At 74.2% G+C, this 21,785-nt stretch carries 19 protein-coding genes; 13 read left to right on the top strand and 6 right to left on the bottom strand.

The window, feature by feature from the left end; translation table 11 throughout:
- Positions 1-72 precede the first annotated feature (72 nt).
- Entirely contained in the window at positions 73-765 is a 693-nt protein-coding gene (locus tag D5H75_RS07715; protein WP_119925626.1) for a GntR family transcriptional regulator, read from the top strand.
- A 32-nt stretch (positions 766-797) separates the two neighbouring features.
- Here the strand turns inward: D5H75_RS07715 and D5H75_RS07710 are convergent, their stop codons facing one another.
- From D5H75_RS07710 to D5H75_RS40820, 3 genes are read right to left on the bottom strand one after another with little or no spacing between them, the layout of a single operon-like run.
- On the bottom strand, positions 798-2,348 hold the full coding sequence (locus tag D5H75_RS07710) for a caspase, EACC1-associated type (RefSeq protein ID WP_147425085.1): 1,551 nt from the start codon (positions 2,346-2,348) through the stop codon (positions 798-800).
- An 8-nt stretch (positions 2,349-2,356) separates the two neighbouring features.
- Entirely contained in the window at positions 2,357-2,731 is a 375-nt protein-coding gene (locus D5H75_RS07705; protein ID WP_119925624.1) for an effector-associated constant component EACC1, read from the bottom strand.
- Positions 2,732-2,745: 14 nt separating this feature from the next.
- Complete coding sequence (locus D5H75_RS40820) at positions 2,746-3,786, bottom strand: DUF4145 domain-containing protein (RefSeq protein ID WP_202637921.1); 1,041 nt, start codon at positions 3,784-3,786, stop codon at positions 2,746-2,748.
- A gap of 169 nt (positions 3,787-3,955) precedes the next feature.
- Between D5H75_RS40820 and D5H75_RS43990 the strand changes: the two genes are divergently transcribed.
- Together D5H75_RS43990 and D5H75_RS07685 are read left to right on the top strand one after the other, a co-directional pair.
- A complete protein-coding gene (locus tag D5H75_RS43990; protein WP_119925623.1) occupies positions 3,956-6,991 on the top strand; it encodes a helix-turn-helix transcriptional regulator in 3,036 nt (1,011 codons plus the stop codon).
- Positions 6,992-7,068: 77 nt separating this feature from the next.
- Complete coding sequence (locus tag D5H75_RS07685; protein WP_119925622.1) at positions 7,069-7,698, top strand: hypothetical protein; 630 nt, start codon at positions 7,069-7,071, stop codon at positions 7,696-7,698.
- Between the two features lie 222 nt (positions 7,699-7,920).
- Here D5H75_RS07685 and D5H75_RS07680 read toward each other — a convergent pair whose 3' ends face one another.
- Complete coding sequence (locus tag D5H75_RS07680) at positions 7,921-8,298, bottom strand: cell division protein SepF (RefSeq protein ID WP_119925621.1); 378 nt, start codon at positions 8,296-8,298, stop codon at positions 7,921-7,923.
- Between the two features lie 251 nt (positions 8,299-8,549).
- Between D5H75_RS07680 and D5H75_RS07675 the strand changes: the two genes are divergently transcribed.
- On the top strand, positions 8,550-8,942 hold the full coding sequence (locus tag D5H75_RS07675) for a hypothetical protein (protein ID WP_119925620.1): 393 nt from the start codon (positions 8,550-8,552) through the stop codon (positions 8,940-8,942).
- 81 nt (positions 8,943-9,023) lie between these two features.
- Here D5H75_RS07675 and D5H75_RS07670 read toward each other — a convergent pair whose 3' ends face one another.
- Positions 9,024-9,788: an SDR family NAD(P)-dependent oxidoreductase gene (locus D5H75_RS07670; protein WP_119925619.1), complete on the bottom strand. Its 765-nt coding sequence runs from the start codon at positions 9,786-9,788 to the stop codon at positions 9,024-9,026.
- A 53-nt stretch (positions 9,789-9,841) separates the two neighbouring features.
- Positions 9,842-11,956, bottom strand: coding sequence for an ATP-binding protein (locus D5H75_RS07665; RefSeq protein WP_119925618.1), 2,115 nt, complete (start codon positions 11,954-11,956; stop codon positions 9,842-9,844).
- 264 nt (positions 11,957-12,220) lie between these two features.
- Here D5H75_RS07665 and D5H75_RS07660 point away from each other — a divergent pair, with 264 nt between their 5' ends.
- From D5H75_RS07660 to D5H75_RS07620, 9 genes are all read left to right on the top strand, one after another.
- Positions 12,221-13,036, top strand: coding sequence for a tyrosine-protein phosphatase (locus tag D5H75_RS07660; RefSeq protein ID WP_242454047.1), 816 nt, complete (start codon positions 12,221-12,223; stop codon positions 13,034-13,036).
- Between the two features lie 405 nt (positions 13,037-13,441).
- Positions 13,442-14,215 (top strand): MlaE family ABC transporter permease, encoded by a 774-nt coding sequence (locus tag D5H75_RS07655; protein WP_479688588.1) that lies wholly within the window; start codon positions 13,442-13,444, stop codon positions 14,213-14,215.
- Positions 14,215-15,084 carry an ABC transporter permease gene (locus tag D5H75_RS07650; RefSeq protein ID WP_119925616.1) on the top strand — a complete coding sequence of 290 codons (870 nt, stop codon included), beginning with the start codon at positions 14,215-14,217 and terminating at the stop codon, positions 15,082-15,084. The genes D5H75_RS07655 and D5H75_RS07650 overlap by 1 nt, the downstream gene beginning before the upstream one ends.
- Positions 15,081-16,103, top strand: coding sequence for an MlaD family protein (locus D5H75_RS07645; RefSeq protein ID WP_119925615.1), 1,023 nt, complete (start codon positions 15,081-15,083; stop codon positions 16,101-16,103). Before D5H75_RS07650 ends, D5H75_RS07645 begins: the two co-directional genes overlap by 4 nt.
- Positions 16,104-16,142: 39 nt before the next feature.
- The gene (locus D5H75_RS07640; protein WP_119925614.1) at positions 16,143-17,198 is read left to right on the top strand and encodes an MCE family protein; all 1,056 of its coding nucleotides are present in this window, start codon (positions 16,143-16,145) and stop codon (positions 17,196-17,198) included.
- Positions 17,198-18,229, top strand: coding sequence for an MlaD family protein (locus tag D5H75_RS07635; protein ID WP_119925613.1), 1,032 nt, complete (start codon positions 17,198-17,200; stop codon positions 18,227-18,229). Before D5H75_RS07640 ends, D5H75_RS07635 begins: the two co-directional genes overlap by 1 nt.
- Complete coding sequence (locus D5H75_RS07630) at positions 18,226-19,257, top strand: MCE family protein (RefSeq protein WP_119925612.1); 1,032 nt, start codon at positions 18,226-18,228, stop codon at positions 19,255-19,257. Before D5H75_RS07635 ends, D5H75_RS07630 begins: the two co-directional genes overlap by 4 nt.
- Positions 19,254-20,357, top strand: coding sequence for an MCE family protein (locus tag D5H75_RS07625; protein ID WP_119925611.1), 1,104 nt, complete (start codon positions 19,254-19,256; stop codon positions 20,355-20,357). The genes D5H75_RS07630 and D5H75_RS07625 overlap by 4 nt, the downstream gene beginning before the upstream one ends.
- Positions 20,354-21,760 carry an MCE family protein gene (locus D5H75_RS07620; RefSeq protein WP_119925610.1) on the top strand — a complete coding sequence of 469 codons (1,407 nt, stop codon included), beginning with the start codon at positions 20,354-20,356 and terminating at the stop codon, positions 21,758-21,760. Before D5H75_RS07625 ends, D5H75_RS07620 begins: the two co-directional genes overlap by 4 nt.
- Positions 21,761-21,785: the final 25 nt, after the last annotated feature.

Genomic DNA, 21,785 nt, shown 5'->3' with positions numbered 1-21,785 from the left:
ATGGAGGTCCCCTTTGCCTCAAGGTAGGGATCGTTCAACAATCCGACAAGACCTTTGTGGAAGAATCCGAGCATGGACCCGGAGAACGGCGTCGCACAACTCCGCCAGGACCGCTCCCTCCTCGGCCGCACCAGCATCACCGAGCAGGTCGCCGACCTCCTGCGCGCCCGGATCACCGCCGGGCTGTTCGAGCCGGGCGACCGCCTGGACGAGGTGCCCATCGCCAAGGCGCTCAACGTGTCCCGCAACACGCTGCGCGAGGCGTTCCGGCTGCTCTCCCACGAGCGTCTGCTCGTCCACGAGCTCAACCGCGGCGTCTTCGTGCGCAAGCTCACCGCCGCCGACGTGGCCGACGTCTACCGCGTCCGCCGCGTCGTGGAGGGCGCGGCCGTACGGCGGGCCGCCGCGGCCCCGCCCGGCGCGGTGGCGGCGCTGCGGGCGGCCATCGAGGACGGCCGGCGCGCGGCGGCGGCGGGGGACTGGCGCGAGGTGGGCACCGCCAACATCCGGTTCCACCAGGCGCTCACGGCCATGCACGACAGCCCCCGGCTGGACGATGTGATGCGGCAGCTCTTCGCCGAGCTGCGGCTGGTGTTCCACGTCATGGAGAACCCGCGCGCCTTCCACGAGCCGTTCGTGGCGCGCAACCAGGAGCTGCTGGACCTGATCGAGGCGGGGGAGGTCGCCGAGGCCGAGCGCCGGCTCGCGGACTACCTGGACCACGCGGAGAGCCTGCTCCGCGAGGCGTACACGCCCGAGGAGTGAGCGGGCGCGGGCGGCCGCGCCCGGTCAGCCGGTCAGCCCTCCCCCGCCGGGGCCTCTCGCGGCCCCTGGCAGGTCACCTGCCGGCTGGGCTCGAAGGTCACCGTCAGGGTCTCGCCGGAGTGGAGCCGCTGACCGGCGGGCGGGTCCTGGCTCCCGGCCACGTCGGTCTGCTCGTTGCCGGTGTCGAGGCCCCGCAGGTCCGCCTCGAAGCCGTGGTAGGCGGCGTACGCCCTGACCTCTTCCACCGTGTGGCAGCGCAGGTCCCGCACGTCGTCGTAGTGCCGGGACAGCACCAGGTCCACCGGGGTGCCCGGCTCCACGCGCGTCCCGGCCGGGGGCGTGGTCCGCAGCACCACCCCGTGCGGCTTCCGCGACGACTCCTCGGTGCGCTCGCCCTCGGCCAGGCTCATCCGGGCGAGCAGGTTGCGCGCGGGCTGGAGCCGCTGCCCGCGGATGTCGGGGACCTGGACCCGCTGCGCGGCGAGCGCTCCCGTCGGGCGGTTCCCCTGGGGGGAGGGGGCGCTCCCCGGCGAGGCCGACGCGCCCGCCGGGTCGCCGCGCGGCCCCGGGCTGCCCGCGCCCGCCGTGCCGGGCGCCGTGCCCGGCTCCGATCCGGCCGTCCCGGCGGGCTCCGCGCCGGCCGGGACCGAGGGGAGGGCCCGCCCCGGGGACGCCCCGGGCGGGGCGCCGCCCGCCTCCCAACCGGCGGGCGACGGGCCGCCGGGGCGCAGCAGCGTGATCACGACCGCGGCCGCCAGGGCCGCCGCCACCGCCAGCAGCGCCAGCGCCGGGACGTACCCCCGCCGCCCGTCCGCGGCCGGCTCCGGCTCCTCCTCCGGCCGCGCGACCGCCGCGTTGCGCGCGATCGCCAGGCGGTGGGCCGAGCGCACCGAGCCCGCGTGCGGCTCGGGCAGCCCGGCGCGCGCCAGCCCCCGCCGCAGCTCCTCGTAGACCACGTCCAGCGTCAGCAGCTCCGGCCCGCCCGGCACCCCCTCGCCCAGCACCCGCACCAGCTCGCCGGTGAAGGCGGTGTACGGCGAGCCCTCCCGCGCCACCGACGTGGACGTGCGGGAGCTCGACGTCAGGGTGTACGCCCCCTCGATCTCCACCTGCCCCGCGACCACCGCCTCCGGCCCCGCCGCGGCCTCGATCGCCCGCCCGCTGAAGCAGCAGTCCAGGACCACCACCCGCGCCGCCGCCCGGCTCGCCCGGACCGACTCCCGCACCAGCCCGTACGGCACCGCGGTGTACGGCAGGACCGCGGGACGGGCGCTCGTCCCGGTCAGCCCCAGGTACAGGTCTCCCCGGTGGTCGAGCAGCCCGTGCCCGGCGTAGTACACCAGCAGCAGGTCCTCCGCCGCCGCCCCGGCCTCGTGCAGCGCCAGCCCGATCTCGCGCGGGTCGGACGGGTCGGTGATCACCACGCAGCGGTCGCGGGGCAGCCCGCACAGCTCCGTGTCGAGCAGGATCGCCTCCAGCGCCGCCAGGCCGTTGCGCACGGCGGGCAGCGCGTGCAGCCCGGGGTCCCCGGTGTACCGGCTGGTCCCGATGAGCACCGCGCGGGAGGCGCGCGGATCGAACATGCGCACGGCTACCTTCGCTCTCCCGCGGCCCGCAGCGCCTCCCGCAGGAGGGCGGCCACGTCCACGTCCCCGTGCCCGGCGATCTCGGCCACCCGATCGCCGACCCGCACCATGATCTTCACGTCCGGCCCGCGCTGCCGCAGCCAGATCTCCAGCGACCGCGCCAGCCCAGCCCGCTGCCGCTCGTCCTCCAGCACCACGGCCAGCGCGTGCGGCCCGGCGCCCATCCGGTCCGGCGGGGGCGGGACGTGCGCCAGGTCCACCCGGCCGCGCAGCTCCGGCTCGTCGCGCAGCCAGTCGCCGAGGGAGACCAGCTCCTCCCAGGCGGCGTCCCCGGCGCCCCGGCCGTCCTCGCCGGCGTGGACGCCGATCGTGACCCGCATGCGCGTACCTCCGGTCAGCTCGGTGCTCGGGCGATGGGGGCGGCGACGGCGCGCGTCAGCCGTACCAGGTCGGACCAGGAGACCTCCAGCTCCAGGCCGGAGCGGCCGCTGGCGACGTACACCGTGGCCCCGGGCGGGCCCGCGGCGTCCACGACCGTGGGCACGCGCAGCGGCAGGCCGAGCGGGCTGACGGCGTCCTGGCCCAGCAGGCGCAGGTCCGACAGCCCGGCCACGCGGGCGCGGCGGCCGCCGAGGGCGCGGGCGAGGGCGTCCACGTCCACCTCGCTGGCCACCGGCACGACGGCCACCGCGACGTTCCCGTCCACGTAGACGATCACGGCCTTGAGCATCCTCTCCGGCGGGACGCCGAGCTCCTCGGCGATCGCCTTCCGGGATTTCGGCCGGGACGGATCGTGGGAATAGGAATGCGTTCTGAACGTCGCGCGGGAACGCCGCAGGATTCGCATCGCCGGCGTTTCCCTGGCGCGGGCGCCCCGCCGTACCGGATCATCGAGAATGTCGAAGCGGGCGAGCTCTCCGCCGCGCCTCCGCCGGAACTCCTGATATCGCGCGGAGAAAACGTAGAGATAACCCAGCAGCGCCTCGGCGAGGGCGATGGCGTCCTCGGCGTCCGCCCGGGTCACCGGCGGGGCGGCGATGTGCGCCCCCTCGTTGCCGACGATGCGCAGGCCCTGCGCCCAGGCCAGCAGCCGCCCCTCGATCAGGCCCCGGCGGCGCAGCTCGGCGAGGGAGGCGTGCAGTCCCCGGCCGGAGACGCCCTGGTCGTGGCACACGCCCTCCATCAGGCGGCGCACCATCACCACCGCCGGGGCGTACGCCCCGGCCCGCAGGCAGGTGCGCGCCTCCCGCAGCTCACGGCGGAGCCTGGCGGGGATCTCCGGGGGCGTGGCGCCCCCGGGGTCGGGCCACAGCACCTCGGCGGAACCCCCCTCGGACCCCTCGGGCCCCTCCGCTCTCCCGGGCCCCTCCGCGCGCCCGGGAACGCCGCCGATCCGCAGCAGCAGGATCTGGCCGCAGCCCTGGCAGGCCGCCACGGAATACGGCGAGAGTTCCGGCGGGAGGAAATCACGGTGCGGGCCGTCCGCGGCGCGCGCTACGGTATTACGCTCACAACGCGGGCACTCCACGGCGAATCGTTCGCCCCACCGTTCCACACCGGGACGATAATCGGTGCGATTTCGCCCGACAAGCGGGGAGGCGCCGATGGCACGGTGGCCGTTCGCGGGACGGCGGCGCGAGGTCGAGCGTCTCGCCCGCCTGGCGCACGACCCGGCGACCCGCGGCGTGCTGGTCGCCGGCCCCGCGGGGGTGGGCAAGAGCCGCCTCGCCGCCGAACTGGTGGCCACCTTCGCCCCCTCCGGCTGGTACGTCGCGCACATCCGCGCCACCGCCGCGACCCGCGAGATCCCGTACGGCGCGCTCGCCCACCTGCTGCCCGCCGGGACGCCGCGCGGGCTGGCCAACCCGCTGCGCTGGGCCGCCGAGGCCGTCGCCTCCCGCTCCGGGGGCCGCCGCCTGCTGCTCGCGATCGACGACGCCCACCTGCTCGACGCCGGGTCCGCCGCCGCCGTCGGCTACCTGCTGGACCCGGGCCGGGCGCGCGCGGTGGCCACGCTGCGCACGGGGGAGCCCGCGCCGCCGGGCGTGCGGGGGCTGTGGAAGGACGGGCCGCTCGTCCGGTCCGAGCTGGGCCCGCTCACCCGCGAGGACACCGTGGCCGTGCTGACCGCCGCGCTCGGCGGGCTCGTGGACGACGCCACCGCGCACCGGCTGTGGCGGGCCACCGAGGGCAACGCCCTGCTCCTCCACGAGATCGTCACCGCCGCCCTCGACGCGGGCACCCTCGGCGACGAGGACGGGATGTGGCGGCTGACCCGCGACCCGCCCCTCACCCCCCGGCTCGTCGAGCTGGTCGAGGACCGCGTCGGCGGCGTGCCCCCGGAGGAGGCCGCCGTCCTGGAGTACACCGCGCTCGCCGAGCCCCTGGGCCTGGCCGAGCTCACCGCCCTCTGCCCGCCCGCCGCCGTCGAGCAGGCCGAGCACCGCGGCCTGATCCGCGTCGTCCGCGACGGTCACCGCGAGCTCGTCTGCCTGGGCCATCCGCTGTACGGCGAGATCGCCCGGTCCCGCTGCGCCGGCCTGCGGCGACGCCGCCGGTACGCCGCCCTCGCCGCCGCGCTCCAGGCCACCGGCGCCCGCCGCCGCGACGACGCCCTCCGCCTGGTCGTGTGGCGGCTGGAGAGCGGCCTCCCCTCGGCCCCCGCGCCCCTCCTGACCGCCTGCCGTCTCGCCTGGGCGGCCCACGACTACCCGCTCGCGATCCGCCTCGGCCGCGCGGCGGTGGACTCCGGCGGGGGTCCCGAGGCCACCGCCCTGCTCGCCACCGTCCTCGACAACGCCCAGCTCCCCGACGAGGCCCGCACCCTCCTGGGGGCGGGGGACGCCGAGGGCGCCGCCGTACGGGGACCGGGGGAGCGCGACCCGGGGGACGACGCCTCCGACGCCTCCGGCGCGGCCGGGGCGGAGGCCGCCGGGGCGGGCGGAACCGGCGCGGGGGCGCGTCCCGGCGGCGCGGCGGAGAGCCGGGGACACGGCGCGGAGGAGGCCGGGGCGGCAGCCGTACCGGGCCTTACCGGGCGCGGCGGGGAGCCGGGCCCCGCGGGGGCGGGAGCCGTACGGCACGGCCCCGGGCGCGGCGCGGGAACCGGGGAGCGGCCGGGAACCGGGGAGCGGCCGGGCGCGGGAAGGCGGCCCGGCGGAGAGGGGCGGACGGGCTCGGGGGAGGAGACCGGCTCGGGGGAGGACGGCGGGCTGGAGGAGCGGGCGCTCCGGGCCGCGCGCGGCGCGGGCGGGGAGGGGGAGCTCGCGCGGGTCCGGCTGGACCTGGCGCTGGCGCGGGCGAACAACCTGGCCTGGGGGATGGACCGGTACGACCAGGCGATGGAGTCGCTGGACCGGGCCGAGCGGGAGGTCGCGGACGCCGAGGCGCGGCGGGAGGTGGCGGTGCGGCGGCTGGGCCTCGCGGCCTCGGCGGCGCGGCCGGGCACGGCGCTGCGCCTGGGTGCGGAGCTGCTGGCCGACCCGCCCCGGGACCCCGGGGTGCGGGCCCAGATGACCAGCGCGTACGCGCTCGCGCTGTGCTACGCCGGGCGGACCCGGGAGGCGGGGGAGCGGGTGGCCGAGGCGCTGGGGGACGCGGCCCGCTGGCGGGAGGCCGCTCCCGTCGTCGTGTCGCCGCTGCACTCGACCTGGGCGATGTGCGGGATGTTCGCCGGGGACCTTTCGGTGATGGAGGCCGCGATCGCCTCGATGGAGTCCGCGGCGGCCGGGCAGCGCGGCTGGTCGCGGGGCGAGGGGAGCCTGGCGCTGGCCAAGGGGCACCTGGCGATCCTGCGCGGGCGGCTCGCGACCGCGCTCCGCGTGCTGCACTCGGCCGCCCACCACCGGACCGCGCTGACCGTGGGCGGGTGCATGGGGGCGTACGCCCTGGCGCTGGCCCTGCGCGGCGACGGGCCCGCGGCGCGGGCGGCGCTGGACGAGGCGGTGCACCGCAACCGCGCCACCTGGACCGGCTTCACCCGCTGGGTACGGCTGACGCGCGTGTGGATCACCGCGGCGTACGGCGACGCGGGGCGCGCGGCGGACCTGGCGCGGGAGGTCGCGGAGGAGTGCCGGGGGGACGGGCTGCCCGGGTTCGAGTACACCGCCCTCCACGACGTCGTACGGCTCGGCCGGGTCACCCCCGCCGTGGTGGCGCGGCTGGAGGAGCTGGCCGAGATCCACGACGGGCGGCGGGTGCGGCTCTGCCTCGCCCACGCCCGCGCGGCGCTCGCGGCGGACGCGCCGGGGCTGCTCGCGGCGGCCGACGCCTTCGCGGCGGGCGGGATGACGCTCTTCGCCGCCGAGGCCGCCGCGCAGGCCGCCGTCGTCCATCGCGACGCAGGCCGGGGACGGCTCGCCCAGGCCGCGGGGACACGGGCGTGGGCGCTGGTGCGCCGCTGCGAGGACGCGCGCACCCCGGCCCTGCGGGACCTGGCCGCGCCAAACCTGACCGCCCGCCAGCGGGAGATCGCGCAGCTCGCCGCCTCGGGGCTGAGCAACCGCGAGATCGCCGACCGGCTCGTGCTCTCGGCCCGGACGGTCGGCAACCACCTGGTCGCGATCTACGAGCGGCTCGGCGTGCACGACCGGTCCGAGCTGGCCGAACTCCTGCTCGTGTCACCCGCCGAAGTTGAGTAGGCCCTACTCATGCCGGGCGCGCCGCCAGCGCCGCACGCTGCCCCATGACGACGCTGGAAAGTCCTAGAACATCCGGTGTGAGCACCTTCGCCAGGTACGGCCTGGCCGTGCTCACCCCGCTCGGACCGCTGCTCATCGCGATCCTCATGCTGATCACGCCCTACCCCGCGGGGACCGAGGGCGCGGCCTACACACGCGCGATCGCGGAGAACCCCGGGCCCGTCGCCGCCACGATGTGGGGGGCGTACGCCGTGACCTGGACCATGACCGCCGGGATCATCGCGGTCGGCCTCGTGGCGATGCGCGGCCGGCCCCTGCTCGGGCTGGTCGGCCTCGTCCTGGCGTTCCCGTTCGGCGCCGACCCCACCCCGTCCTCCGACGCCGTCGCCTACGGCGCGGTCAAGGCCGGCCTCGACGCCGGCGCCGCCCACCGCGCGGTCGCCGCGGTGGAGGGGATCCCCGCCGTCTCGGTGTTCGGCGGCCTCATCTTCTTCGGCTTCCTCGCCGGCCTGATCGCGCTCGGCACGGCCCTCATCCTCGGCCGCACCGTCCCCCTGTGGGGCGGCGTCGCCCTCATCGCGGGCACGGTCCTCGTCCCCGTGAGCTGGCTCGTGATCGGCAGCAACCTCGCGGTGGCCCTGGCCTGGCTCGTCCTGGCCCTGGGCTTCACCTCCGCCTCCCTGACCCTCCTCCGCCCCCGCCCCTGACCCCACCCCGGGCCCGCCGGCCCGGGGACTCCCGCCTTCACCCCCGCGGGCGGGGAAACCGGGCGGGAGCCGTACCGAGACGGGCGGCGGCCATGGCGGGACCCGCGCGGGGATCACGGCGGGACCCGCGCGGGGATCACGGCGGGACCCGCGCGGGGGCCCGGCGGACGCCGTGCCGAGGCAGCGGGGCCCGGCCGGAGAGGGCCGGCCCCGCGCCGGAGGTCAGGTGTTGCGGACCTCCACGCCGGGTGGGGAGAGGAGGAAGACCTTGCTGGCCACGCGCTCTATGCCGCCCCGGCAGCCGAAGATGAGGCCCGCGGCGAAGTCGACGAGGCGCTTGGCGTCCTCGTCGGGGATGCCGGTGAGGTCCATGATGACCGGGACGCCGTTGCGGAAGTGCCGGCCCACCGACAGGGCGTCGTTGTAGGTCCGGGGCTGGATCGTGACGATCTGGGTGAGGGCGGGAGCCTCCCCGTCGCCGTCGTCGTCGTAGTGGTCCGGGTAGGCGTCTGCGTCGGGGTCGTGGTAGTCGTCGTACTCCGGGCCGCTCTCCTCGGCCAGGCCCAAATACGTCGCCATCTTGCGCATCGTGTTGGCCACCGGTCCCTCCCTCCGCCTTACACGGACACAAATGGACAGTAACCGACGATTCACGTTCCGCCCGGGACGTGGGCCGCGACACGCGGACGCCGGCGGGGATCTTGGCCGATCCTCTCGCCCCGGGGTGGAGCCGCGGCGGCCGGAACTACACCAGGGGATGTAGCCGGAACGACGCTTCCGGGCCGATGGCGGGACCGGGCGGCGGCGCGATCCTGGGGCGAAAGTTTCTCTACCCCAGGAGAGTTCCTGTCATGACGAGTGACGTCCGCACCGCGCGCGGAGGCTCCCGCGCGGTCCAGCTCACCCTCCGGAGCGCGATCACGCTCCAGGCCGCCCTCGTCCTGGTCCAGGCCGTGACCGCCGGGCAGATCCTGACCGGCGCCGCGGCGGGCGTGCACCAGACCGGCGCGACGGCGCTCCACGTCGTGGCCCTGGTCCAGCTCATCGCCGCCGTGCTGCTGTGGCGGCCGGGCGGGGGCCCCGGCTGGCCGGCGCTCGCGAGCCTGGTGGTCATGGTGGCCGGGTTCATGCAGTCCGCCACCGGCGGCATGGGCAACCTCGCCGTGCACGTCCCGCTCGGCATGACCGTGTTCGGCCTGGCCGTCGCCCTGCTCGTGTGGACCTGGCGCCCCGCCGCCCGCTGACCGCCCCGGCCCGCGACGCCGTACGGCTCCCGCCCGCGCCCCGCCCGCCGTACGGCGGGACGCGGGCGGGAGCCGTGCCGCTCAGACGCCCAGGACGGCGTGGGTGGCCTCGCGGAGACGGGCCCGCGCCGCCAGGTCGTACGCCTGGGGGTGGGCCCGCGTGGCGTGGTCGCCGTCGAAGAACAGGCCGGTCCGGCGCTCCTTCTCGATCAGCCGGAGCGTGGCCCGCGCCCCCTGGTCCACCGTCGAGATCGGGCGGGTGCCCGACTCGGTGACCATGCGGGTGTCCATGAACGTCGCCGGGTGCAGGCAGTTCGCCACCACCCCGTCCTGGCCCCGCTCGTCGGCCAGGTCGAACGTGAACATCGCCAGCGCCAGCTTGCTCCGCCGGTACGCCCGCGCGCCGGTGTAGTCGCGCGCCGACTCGAGGTCGGCGAAGTCCAGCTCCTCCTGGCCCAGCGACCCCACGTTCACGACCGCCTCCCGCACCACCGGCAGCAGCAGCCGCGTCAGCAGCACCGGTGCCAGGTAGTTCACCGCGAACCGCAACTCGTGCCCGTCGGCGCTCAGCTCGCGCCCCGCGCCCGGCGCCCCGAAGCCGACCCCGGCGTTGTTGACGAGCACGTCGATCGGCCCGCCCCCGGCCCGCACCTCCGCGGCCAGCCGGCGCACCTCGTCCAGCGAGGCCAGGTCCGCGACGTACGGCGCGGCGTCCAGCTCTCCGGCCAGCTCCTTGATCCGCGCCGGGTCGCGCCCGTGCACCAGCACCTCGGCCCCGGACCGCGCCAGCCGGGCGGCCACCTCTCTCCCGAGCCCCGACGTCGCACCCGTGATGAAAATCCTCATGCCGCCACGCTAGCCCTCCGTCCGGGCCCGGCGGGGCGCGGCGGAGGAGGCGGTCAGCGGGTGGTGTCGAGGGCGTACCGGATCGCCATGTCCAGGTCGAGACGGGCGCCGCGCACGAACTGCTCGTCGAACTCGGGCTGGCCGCCGAGCATCGCCCGGCACATGTCCTTGCACTGCTCGTGCTCGTCCCTGAACCGCGAGGAGTGCAGCAGCGGGGAGCCGAACTGGCCCCAGTTGGCCTGCGCCGCGCCCAGCAGCCGGGTCGCCCGCTCGGCCTGGCCGTCCTCGGCGCTGATCTGGGCCAGCTCCTCGATGCACAGCAGGATGCCGAGCGTGTCGCGGAACCGCAGCTTGATCCGCAGCGACTCGCGGGCGCTGTGCTGCGCCTCGGAGTGCCGCTTGAGGTTGCGGAACGTCCGGGCCTGGGCGAAGTAGGCGTAGGAGCGGAGCCAGGACTCGCCCCGCTCCTCGCAGAACTGCACGCAGTCGGCCAGGAGCGAGGCCGCCGCGTCGGGCGCGCCCTGGTCGTTGTGGACCAGCGCCAGCTCCACGATCGCGGGCAGCAGCCCGGGGTTGAGGTCGCGCTCCTGACCGTGGAACTCGATCATCGACTGGAGGCACGCCTGCGCCGCCGGGTAGTCCTCCTGCAGGTAGCAGGCGGTGCCGAACATCTTGTCGGCGAAGACCAGCGCCTCGGCGTCGCCGATCGCCAGGGCCTGCTGGCGGCACTCCACCGCCCGTTGGAGCGCCGTCGTCGGGTCGCCGAGGGCGGTCGCGACGTAGGAGTGCACCCACAGGGCGCGGCAGCGCGCCCGGCTGGGCTCGGCCCCCGCCTCCAGCAGCCGGCTCAGGTAGTGGTGGCCCTCCTTGGCCAGGCCGCACCCGACCCACAGGAACCACAGCGACGCGGCGAGCTCCTGGCCGCGCGCGGCCTCGCCCGGCGTGGTGGCGCAGTAGTCCATCGCGGCGTGCAGGTTGGGCCGCTCCATGCGCATGCGCTGGTACCACTCGACCTGGTCGGGGCCGGACCAGGCGTCCTCGCCCATCCGGGCCAGGCCCGCGTAGTAGTCGCGGTGGCGCTCGGCCAGGCGCTGCTGGAGCCCGTCGCCCAGCTCGCGCAGCCAGTGCTCGCCGTACTGGCGGATGGTCTCGATCAGGCGGTAGCGCGCGCCCATCGGCGGGCTCTCGCGCCGCATGAGCACGGCCTTCTCGGCGAGCGAGGTGAGCGCGCCGAGCATCTTGTCGCGGGCGAGCGGGCCGTCGGCGGCGCAGATCTCCTGGGCGGCGTCGAGGTCGAAGTCCGCGGGGAACACCGACAACCGCGCCCAGAGGTGCTTCTCGTGCGGCTCCAGCAGCTCGTGGCTCCAGCCGATGCTGCCCATCATGGTGTCCTGGCGCGGCTCGCCGCCGGACCCGGCGGGGTTCTCCAGCACGGCCAGCGGCGTCGGGGAGCGGTCGAGCAGGTCGTCGAGCGTGAGGTCGGAGAGCCGGGCGGCGGCCAGCGTGATCGCCAGCGGCACGCCCTCCAGGCGGCGGCACAACTCGCCGACCTGCTCCATGTTGCCCAGGTTGACCTCGAAGTCCGGGCTGAGGACCCGGGCGCGCTCGGTGAACAGCGCGACCGACTCGTTGGCCCGCAGGTCGGTGATCTGCGGCGAGGGCGCGGGGACCTGGAGGGGCTGCACGCTCAGGGTGTACTCCCCGGTGACGTCGAGCTCCTGGCGGCTCGTGGCGAGCAGCCGGGTGTAGGCGGTCTCGGCGATGATCCGCTCCACGACCGCCCGGCAGGGGACGATCAGCCGGTCGCAGGTGTCCAGGATGAGCAGCAGCTCCTTGTCGCCGAGGTAGCCCACGAGCGTGTCGAGCGGGGCCGCGGCGGTGCGGTCGTCGAGGTGGAGCGCCTCGCTGATCGTCGGGACGATCAGCTCCGGGTCGCGCACGTGGCTCAGGTCCACGAGCCAGGTGCCGTCGTGGAAGCCGTCGCGCATCCGGCGCGCGACCTCGATGGCCAGCCGGGTCTTGCCGATCCCGCCCATGCCGTGGAGCGTGACCAGCCGGTGGCCGCGGACGGCGGCCTCGACGGTCGTCAGCAGTTGGGCCCGCCCGACGAAGGGCGGGTGGTCGTCGGGGACGTTGCCGTCACGCCGCCATGTTGCGGGGGATCCCATGGCCGCCTCGCCTCAGCTACTCGGGGGTTACGGGCCGCACGCGCGATGCTACCCGCCGGATGTGACGTACGGTAGGGGGCCGGTCGCCGCTCGCCGCCGCGCCCGTCCCTCCCCTTCCACTTTCGCACGCCGCGGCGCGGCGCGCCCGTCACTCGCGCGATCGGCCCGTACGGCTTCGCCGGACCGTTCCCGGACGGCTCGCTTCATGACCCGCCACTTCATATAGCGACATATAGGCTTCCATAGGTGAATAAGAACCGATGGGTGAATCTTGAGGGTGCCGTGAACGTCCGTGACCTCGGCGGCCTGCCCACGGATGACGGCGGTGAGACCAGGTTCGGCCGCGTATTGCGCTCGGACAATCTGCAGGGGCTGACGGCCGCCGACGTGCGTCGCCTGGTGGGGGAACTCAAGCTCCGCCACGTCGTCGATCTGCGGTCCGGCGCTGAGGTGTCCCTGGAGGGGCCGGGCCCGCTGGTGTCGGTGCCGGAGGTCACGATCCACCATCTGACCCTGTTCGCCGAGGCGGGGACGTTCACCGACGTGGAGGCCGCTGAGACTGAGGTCACGGAGGCCGGGGCCGCGGGGGCCGCCGGGGTGGACGGCGACCTCGTGCTGCCCTGGCAGAACCGCGCCCCCGAGGACTTCGAGCACGCGGGCGGCTTCTACATGACCTACCTGCGCGACCGGCCGGACTCGGTCGTCAGGGCGCTGCGCGTGCTGGGCGGGCACGAGGGCGAGGGGGCCGCGCTGGTGCACTGCGCCGCGGGCAAGGACCGGACCGGCGTCGTCGTGGCCCTGGCCCTGACCGTGGCCGGGGTGACCCGCGAGGCCGTGGTGGACGACTACGTCCGCACCGGCGACCGCATGTCCGAGATCCTGGCCCGGCTGCGGGCGTCCCCGACGTACACGCAGGACCTGGACGGCCGGCCGGACGACAGCCACCTGCCGCACGGGCGGATGATGGAGCGGTTCCTTTCGGCCCTGGACGAGGGCTGGGGCGGGCCCGTGGGCTGGCTGGAGGCGCACGGCTGGACCGCCGCCGACTCCGCCGCGCTGCGCGCGCGCCTGCGCGACTGACCGCCGGGGCGGGCGCCCCGGCGGAGGCTCTCTCGGGCGTCCGAATTTGTGGGAAAGTGCGCGTTCGTTTCGCAGTACGGCTCGCATCCGGCTGATTTCACTCTGATGTGAGCAAAGCGGACACACGCTTCATTCACATCCGTATAGCGGACACCCGCGCCCGGCGTGTACCCGTCGGTAACAGTCGGAAAAAGTCTCCGCGCAAGTGTCGACTTACCAGCGGATTCCTCACTACAGTGACGCACCTAACAGGGCGGCACGGACGGCGGCGAAGCCCTCCCACCGCCCCTCGCGATCCATGGTCGTCAGACGTACTTGGGGAGGCGAGGTGGTCATTGTCGTGGCCGGCGCGGGGACGCGCCGACGCGGCCGGGGGCCCGCGACCGTGCCGGGACGGGGCGGCCGGTGATCCAGCAGCGGGCCATGAACGTCCTGGGCCAGGTCGGCGACCTCTTCGTGATCTCGCTGGAGGGCTTCCGGCGCACCTGGGACATCCGGAGCTGGTGGTGGGAGTTCGTCGAGCAGTGCTGGTTCCTGGCCCGCGTCACCGCGATCCCGGTCATCCTGGTCTCGATCCCGCTCGGCGCGACCGTCGCGCTCCAGGTCGGTGACCTGGCCTGGCAGCTCGGCGCCCAGTCCGCCACCGGCAGCGCCGTCGTCGTCGGCCTCGTGCGCGAGGTGGCGCCCCTGGCGTCCGCGCTGCTCATCGCGGGGGCCGGGGGCTCGGCCATGACGTCCGACATGGGCGCCCGCAACATCCGCGACGAGCTGTCGGCCATGGAGGTCATGGCCGTCAACCCCATCCACCGCCTCGTCACGCCCCGGCTCTGGGCGGCGAGCACCCTGGCCGTGCTGCTGGTCCCCCTGGTGATCCTGGCCGGGGCCGGCGGCGGGTTCTTCTTCAACGTCATCGTGCAGGGCGTCACCCCCGGCGCCTACTTCGACGGCGCCCTGTCCCTGCTGCTGCTGAGCGACCTCGTGGTCACCCTCATCAAGGCGTGGATCTTCGGCATGATCGCCGCGATGGTGGCCTGCTACATGGGCATGACCTGCGAGACCAGCCCCGTGGGGGTGGGGCGCGCGGTCAACAAGTCGACCGTGGTCACGTTCATGCTCGTCTTCGCCGTCAACTACATCATCTCGACGGTCTACTTCGTCGCCTACCCCCCGAAGATCTGATGGTCGCATTCCCGAACTCCAGCGCGATCGGCTCCGCGGCCCGCCGGGCCGCCAAGGAGGGCACGGAGCGCCTGGCCGGCATCTCCGGCTGGCCGATCTTCATCATGCGCGTGCTCTTCTACTCGGTCCGCGACGTGATCCTGCGCGGGAAGTACTTCAAGGTCGTGCTCAAGCACGTCAGCGACATCGTCGTCGGGGTCGGCGCCACCGTCGTCGGCGGCGGCATGATCTTCGTGACGTTCTCGATGGCGTTCTTCACCGGCGCGGCCGTCGGCCTGCAGGGGTACTCCGGCCTCCAGGCCATCGGCGCCGAGTCGTTCATGGGCATCGTCGGCAGCTTCGCCAACGTCCGCGAGATCACCCCGATCATCGCGGCCACCGCCCTGGCGGCCCAGGTCGGCTCGGCGTTCACCGCCGAGCTCGGCGCGATGCGGATCTCCGAGGAGATCGACGCGCTGGAGGTCATGGGCATCAGCTCGTTCACGTACCTGATCTGCACCCGGGTCGTGGCCGCGCTGATCGCCCTGGTCCCGCTCTACCTGATCGCGCTGTTCGCCAGCTTCTTCGCCACCAGGTTCATCTGCACCTGGTTCTTCGGGCTGGCGCCCGGCGTCTACGACTACTACTTCGAGCTGTACCTGCCGCTGATCGACCTGGTCTACAGCGTGATCAAGGTGGCCATCTTCGCCTTCGTGGTGATCGTGATCCACAGCTACAACGGCTACTACGCCACCGGCGGCCCCGTCGGCGTCGGGGTGGCGGCCGGCCGCGCGATCCGCCAGACGATCATCACGGTGGTCCTGCTCAACCTGCTGCTGTCGTACATCTTCTGGGGCACGGGCGGAACAGTGAGGCTGACTGGGGCATGATGCGCTTCGAGTTCTCCACCCGGACCCGCCTGCTGATCTCGCTGGCGGTGCTGCTGGCGCTGGCCCTCGTGGTCGTCTACGTCGTGGTGAGCGCGCAGATGACCGGCGGGCGGCGGTTCACCGCGGTCTTCAACCACTCCGGGCAGGGCCTGAGCTCGCAGTCGCCGGTGAAGGTGCGGGGCGTCACGGTGGGCGGCGTCACCTCCGTCACGCTCGACCGGCGGGGCAAGGCCGTCGTCACCATCCACGTCGACGAGGAGATGCGGGTCCCGCGCACGGCGGTCGCCGCCATCGAGCCCACCTCCATCTTCGGCCCCAAGTTCATCAACCTGATCCTGGGCGACCGGGAGGGGCAGGGCCCGTTCCTGGCCGAGGGCGAGCGCATCGAGCGCACGCGCGACCCCCTGGACCTCAACGACTCGCTCGGCGACGCCTACGAGACCGTGGCGGCCATCGACGGCCGGGAGTTGTCGGTGATCATGCGGACGGTCGCGCGGGGCCTGGAGGGCAAGGGCCAGGAGATCAACCGGACGATCGGCAACAGCGACGTCCTCTTCGGCGTCGCCCACAAGCACCGGCGCAACGCCCGGCTCTTCCTGGCCGACACCGCGCGGGTCACCGACGTGCTCTCGACCCGCGGCGACGAGATCGCCGTCTTCGCCGAGAACGTCAACGCCATCGTGCCGGCGATCTTCAGCGGGCGGGGCCGGGGCGGGCCGCTGCTCGACGAGGGCGCCGAGGTCGCCGATGTGGCCGCGCACGGCCTGGCCAAGCACCGGGGCGACATCAAGGACGCGTTCAACTCCGGGGAGCGGGGCGCGGCGGTGATCCACTCCCAGCTCGGCATCGCCGGGGACGGCGTGCGCGGCGTGGACGACCTCGTCCTGCGGCTGACCGCGCTGACCCGCATCCCCGGCCCCGGCGGCAAGAACCAGCTCGGCACCGCCCTCTACCTGCCGCTGGACCCCTGCGAGCTCATCGTGGGCATCTGCGGGCCGGGCACCGGGCTGAAGCACTGAGGGCGGCGCGATGACCAGGCACTGGGAGCGGAGGACGACGTGGCAGTGAGCGACAGGGTGCGGCGGCGGCGCACGCTGGTCCGCCTCGCGCTGTTCACCGCGGCGACCGCCGGGCTGATCGCGCTCATCGCCGCCCAGCTCGCCGCCATCGAGCTGGGCGGGGGCACGACCGTCACGGCGGTGTTCGACGACGTGAGCGGGCTGCGCGCCGGCGACGAGGTGAAGATCGCCGGGGCGCCCGCAGGCCAGGTGGACGAGATCGAGGTCGTGAACGGCCGGGCCGAGGTGACGTTCACGCTGCGCGACCCGATCAAGGTCCCCTCCGACAGCGAGGCCGCCGTACGCTGGCGGAACGCCATCGGCCAGCGCGTGATCTACGTCCTGCCCGGCAAGGCGGCGACCATGATGCGCGACGGCGCCCGCATCACCAGGACGCGCTCGGTGGTGGACATCGGCGAGGTCATCAACGACCTGGCGCCGCTCACCCGCAGCATCGACCCGCAGGAGGTCAACGAGCTGCTGCGGGTGGTGGCCCAGTCCCTCGACGGCAACGAGGAGAACGTCGACCTGCTGATCCGCAACCTCGACAAGATCACCGGCTCGCTGGCCGAACGCCGCCAGACGATCCGCCAGCTCGTCGGGGACTACGAGAAGGTCACCACCCTCCTGGCCCGCAGGGACCAGCAGATCTCCCGCATGGTCGACGCCCTGGTCGACGTCACCGGGGCGTACGCCGACAACCGCAAGGTGCTCGACGACACGATCGTCCAGCTCAGCGCGGTCATCAACACGCAGGAGAAGGTGCTCGGGCAGAACGCCGACGAGTTCGGGCGGCTGCTCGGCCACCTGTCCGCGCTCACCGGCGGCATCCGGCGCAACACCGGGACGCTGGAGAACACGCTGGAGACGATCGGGCCGCTGCTCCGCCGGGCCTACGCGAGCACCAACCGCGGCGACTTCGTCGTCGCCTACGTCGGCTGCCTGACCCTGGGCCCGAGCCCCTGCCCGTACGGCATGAACCTGCCGGGCAAGCTGCCGGGCGCCGGGCGGCTCACCTCGGCCAAGGCCATGCGCTCGGTGATGGTGGGGGACTGATGGCTCTCAAGTCGTTCAAGGACCGCAACCGGTTCGCCGTCGGCATCGTCTCCCTGCTGGTGGCGGGCGGCCTCATCGTGTTCGTCTTCATGGTCGGGTCGCTGCGGCTGTTCGTCAGCGACTACACCATGACCGGGGTCTTCGCCGACTCCGGCGGGATCCGCAGCGGCAACGACGTCCGCGTCGCCGGGGTGCGCGTGGGCCAGGTGACCGGGGTCGAGCCCGACTTCCGGCGGGGCCACGTGATCATCACCTGGACCGTGGACGACGGGGTCCGGCTCGGCCGCAACACCCGGGCCGAGGTCCGCCTGAACACCCTGCTCGGCGGCCGCTACCTCAAGCTCTCCGGTCCCGTGGGCGCGCCGTACATGGACGACCTGCCCGAGGCCCAGCGGCGCGTGCCGCTGGAGCGGACGGCCACCCCGGCGCTGGTGGGCGAGGTGCTCAAGAACACCAGCGACACCCTGACCAACCTGGACACCAAGACGGTGGACAAGGTCCTGGGCCAGCTCACCGAGATCACCCGGCTGCGGGCGCGCGGCGAGGAGACCCACGTGCTCAGCAACGTGAGCAAGCTGGCCGACACCCTCAACGAGGCCGACCCGGAGATCCGCCGCCTGCTGGAGGCCGGCGAGCGCATCCTCGACACGGTCACCCGCAAGGAGCAGCAGCTCACCCGCCTCGTGGACCAGTTCGAGATCGTGTTCGACGCGCTGCGGCAGCGCCGCGACGAGCTGTCGCGGCTCTTCGGCCGGGGCAACGCGCTGGTCAAGGAGCTGACCGGGATCATCGACCGGCACGAGCGCGACCTGGTGAAGATCATCGACGACGTCAACGCGACCGTGGGGGACCTGGGCGCCCACCGGGACCAGCTCAACACGGCGCTGGCCTGGGCGGGGCCCACGTTCCAGGGGGTCGCGGGCATCGGCGGCCACGGGCCGTGGCTGGAGGCGGCGGTCAGCGGCGCCGGCCCGATCAGCCCCGAGGTGCTGAGGACCCTGCTCAACTCGCGCAAGGGAGGCGGCCGATGAGACGGCTGATCGCGGCGCTGGCGGCCGCGACCGTGGTCCTGACCGGCTGCGGCGGTGGCGGCGAGACCGGGGGGTTCCGGCTGACCGCCTACTTCGCCAAGGCGACGGCCCTCTACGAGCAGTCCCGGGTCAAGATCATGGGCATCGACGTGGGGACCATCGAGCGCATCCGCGTCGAGGGGAACCGGGTCAGGGTCGAGATGAGCGTGGACGGCGGCGTGCCCGTCCCCGCCGACGTGCGCGCCTCGATCGTCTCGCTCAACACCCTGGGCGAGCGCAACATCATCCTGCACCCGGCCTGGAAGCCCGGCATGGAGCGCATCCGGCCGGGGGCCGTGATCCCCCAGGAGCGCACCGAGCTGCCGGTCGAGATCGACGACGCGCTCAAGGCGTTCACCAAGCTGTCGGACTCCCTGGACCCCAAGCAGGTCAGCGGCTTCATCGAGGGCGTCGCCAAGCGCGTGGACGGCCGCGGCGACGAGTTCAACCGCGCGCTGCAGGGCACCGCCCAGCTCACGCACAACCTCGCCAGCCAGGACCAGCGCCTGATCAAGCTGGCCGAGGGCCTCAACAAGCTGGCCAAGCGCACCAACGCCCGCGAGCGGAAGCTCGGCAGCATGCTCGACTCCTTCGCCGGCGCCACCGGCCAGCTCGTCGAGGAGCGCCGGGAGGTGCAGCGCTTCGCCACGAGCCTGGCCTCGTTCGTGCGCAAGGGCCACGTGATCGTCGAGAAGTACTCCGAGAAGCTGCCCCAGCAGCTCGCCTCGCTCTCCGAGCTGATCCTCACGCTCCGCGCCAACAGCGCCTCGGTCGCCCAGACCGTGGCCGAGCTGGCCAAGCTGGGCGACGTCGTGCTCGACGCCTGGGACAAGGAGCACCACGTGCTCAAGATCCGCCTGGCGCTGAGCCCGACCCTGAAGATCTGGCTTCAGCCGCTGTTCGACGCGCTCGGGCTCGGCGAGGTGCCCTGTCCTCCGGCGCCGCTCGGCAACTGCCCCGGCGGCAAGAAGAAGGGGGGCGGCCGATGAGCGGCCCGCCGACCGCGCGGGACCGGCCCGCCGGCGCGCGCCGCCCGCGGATCCCGCGCCTGATCGCGGCGGCGCTGGCCGCCGCGCTCTCGGCCGGCGCGTGCTCCATCCAGACCGCGGGAGCCCCCACCGGCGGCCCCGTGCTCCACGGCACCTTCGACGACGTGCAGACCCTGGTCGCCGGGCACAGCGTCCAGGTCAACGACGTGATCGTCGGCACCGTCACCGACGTGCGCCTGGAGGGCTACAAGGCCAAGGTGACCATGGAGATCGGGGAGGGTCGGCGGATACCCGCGGGCACCTCCGCCGCGATCGCCCGCACCTCCCTGCTCGGCGAGAACTACGTCAAGCTCATCCTCCCGCCCGGCAAGGACCTGGCCACCGGACCGTTCCTGGCCTCCGGCGCCCGCATCGAGAACACCTCCCTCCAGCCCGACCTGGAGCTGGTCACCGAGAAGGCCGCCCCGGTCATCGACGCCCTGGGCAGCCAGAACATCGAGGCCGTGGCCGACGCGGTCTACACCGGCTTCAACGGCAAGGGCGAGCAGCTCCACCGCCTCGTCGAGCGCGGCAAGCTCGTCACCGACACCTACGCCGCCGCCCGGCACGACCTGGTCCGGGCCGTGGACGACCTGGCCCGGCTCGGCCGCGCCCTGTCCAAGGACCGCGAGGACCTGGCCGACGTGCCCGAGAGCATCGCGCGGGCGGGCGAGCGGCTCCTGTCGGAGCGCAAGCGGCTCAAGAAGGCGGTCAACGAGCTGCTCAAGCTGGCCCGCACCGCCAACGACACCATCTACGTACGGCACGCCGAACGGCTCCGCACGATGCTCAACCGGTTCGACGGGATCACCGTGGCGGTGTACCGGGGCCGCGAGGACCTGAAGAAGACGGCCCGCGACCTGCTGGCCTTCATCAAGGCCCCGCCGATCGTGCACGAGGGGCAGGCCATGTTCTTCGCCTGGATCAAGGGGCTGCTGCCGCCCGCCGGGGGGCGCGAACCTGGCGGCAAGCCCAAGTCGCCGCTGGACGAGCTGGGCGGGAAGGTGCTCAAGGAGGCTCCGAAGAAGGACTTCACGATGCTGCTGGGGCCGCCGCGATGAGACCTCGCATCCTGGTCAACCTCATCTTCTTCGCCATCCTCGGCGTCGTCATGGCGATCTGGGCGGTCACCAGCATCGTCAAGATCGACGCGCTGCGGCAGCCGTTCCGCGTGCAGGCCGAGTTCGTCTCCTCGCCCGGCCTGTTCAAGGACGGCGAGGTGGACTACCTGGGCGTGCGCGTCGGCAAGATCGGCGAGGTCCGCCTGGCCACCGGCAAGGTCGTCGTCGGCCTGGACATCGACCGCGGCGTCCGCCTGCCCAGGAACCTCACCGCCGAGGTGCGCCGCAAGTCCGCCATCGGCGAGCCGTACATCGAGCTGTCGCCGCCCGCGAAGGAGGCCGCCTCGGGCGTGCTCGCCGCGGGCGACCTGATCCCGCTGGAGCGCACCACCGTGCCGCTCGACTACCAGCGGCTCTTCCAGGGGATCAGCAAGGTCCTGTCCGCCGTCGAGCCGGAGGACGTGCGCACGGTCGTGCACGAGCTGTCGGTGGGTCTGGAGGGGCGCGAGCAGTCGGTGCGCGACATCATCGGCGACGCCCACGACCTGACGGACACGCTCGCCCGCGAGGCGCCGCTGCTGGACGAGCTGTCGGTGGAGCTGACCGGCTTCGCGGACGTCCTCGCCCGCAACCGCGTCGACATCGGGCAGATCCTCGACAACAACGCCGTCTTCACCGGCGCGGTCAAGGACTCCCGCCGGGACCTCAGCTCCTTCCTCGACAACAGCCCCAGCCTGCTCGCCAAGGTCAACAACCTCCTCGACCGCTCCCGCCCCGGCCTGAGCTGCGTGCTCGCCGCGGCCGGCACCAAGACCACGAGCGTCTTCACCCCCGCGACGCAGCGCAACCTCAACCGGGCGCTGCGCTCGATCCCGACGCTCCAGGGCCTGGTCAGGGACATCACCGAGGAACTGCCCGACGGGCCGTACGCCCGGTCGGCGTTCATCTTCAGCGTCCCCGGCGGCCCGATGGCCGCCCCCGAGCGCCCCGCCCCGCGCGCGGCCCCCGCCGTACCCAAGATCGGCGAGTGCCGCACGGGCGGGGCCGAGCGCAGGCCGGTCCTGCGCGGCGGGGACCCGGGGTCCGGCCCGGCCCGGGCCGTGGCGGCCCGCGGCGGCGTGCCGCGCCCGGTGGACGACGCGGCCCCGCGCGCCGTGAGCGAGACCGAGCGCCCGGTCGCCCCCCGGCCGCAGCAGGTGACGTCGAGCCCGGTCCCGCAGGCCCCGCCCGCCGCCGCGCCCGCCGCGCCCCCGGCCTCCGGGGAGTCCCAGATCACCCGCCTGCTGCCGCTGCTGCCCCCGCTGCTCGGCCTCGTCGTGCTGCTGTGGGTCCTGGTCGCCGTCGTCGGCGTCCGCCCGCGCCGCCGCCGCGCCGCCCGGCCCACCGCCCCGCCCACCGACTGACGCCCCCCGCCGGAGAGGTCCGAAT

The organism is Bailinhaonella thermotolerans (genome assembly GCF_003594875.1).
GTDB classification, from domain to species: Bacteria; Actinomycetota; Actinomycetes; order Streptosporangiales; family Streptosporangiaceae; genus Bailinhaonella; species Bailinhaonella thermotolerans.
Note: the sequence above shows the minus strand (reverse complement) of the source record. Positions and strands in the feature narration are given on the sequence as shown.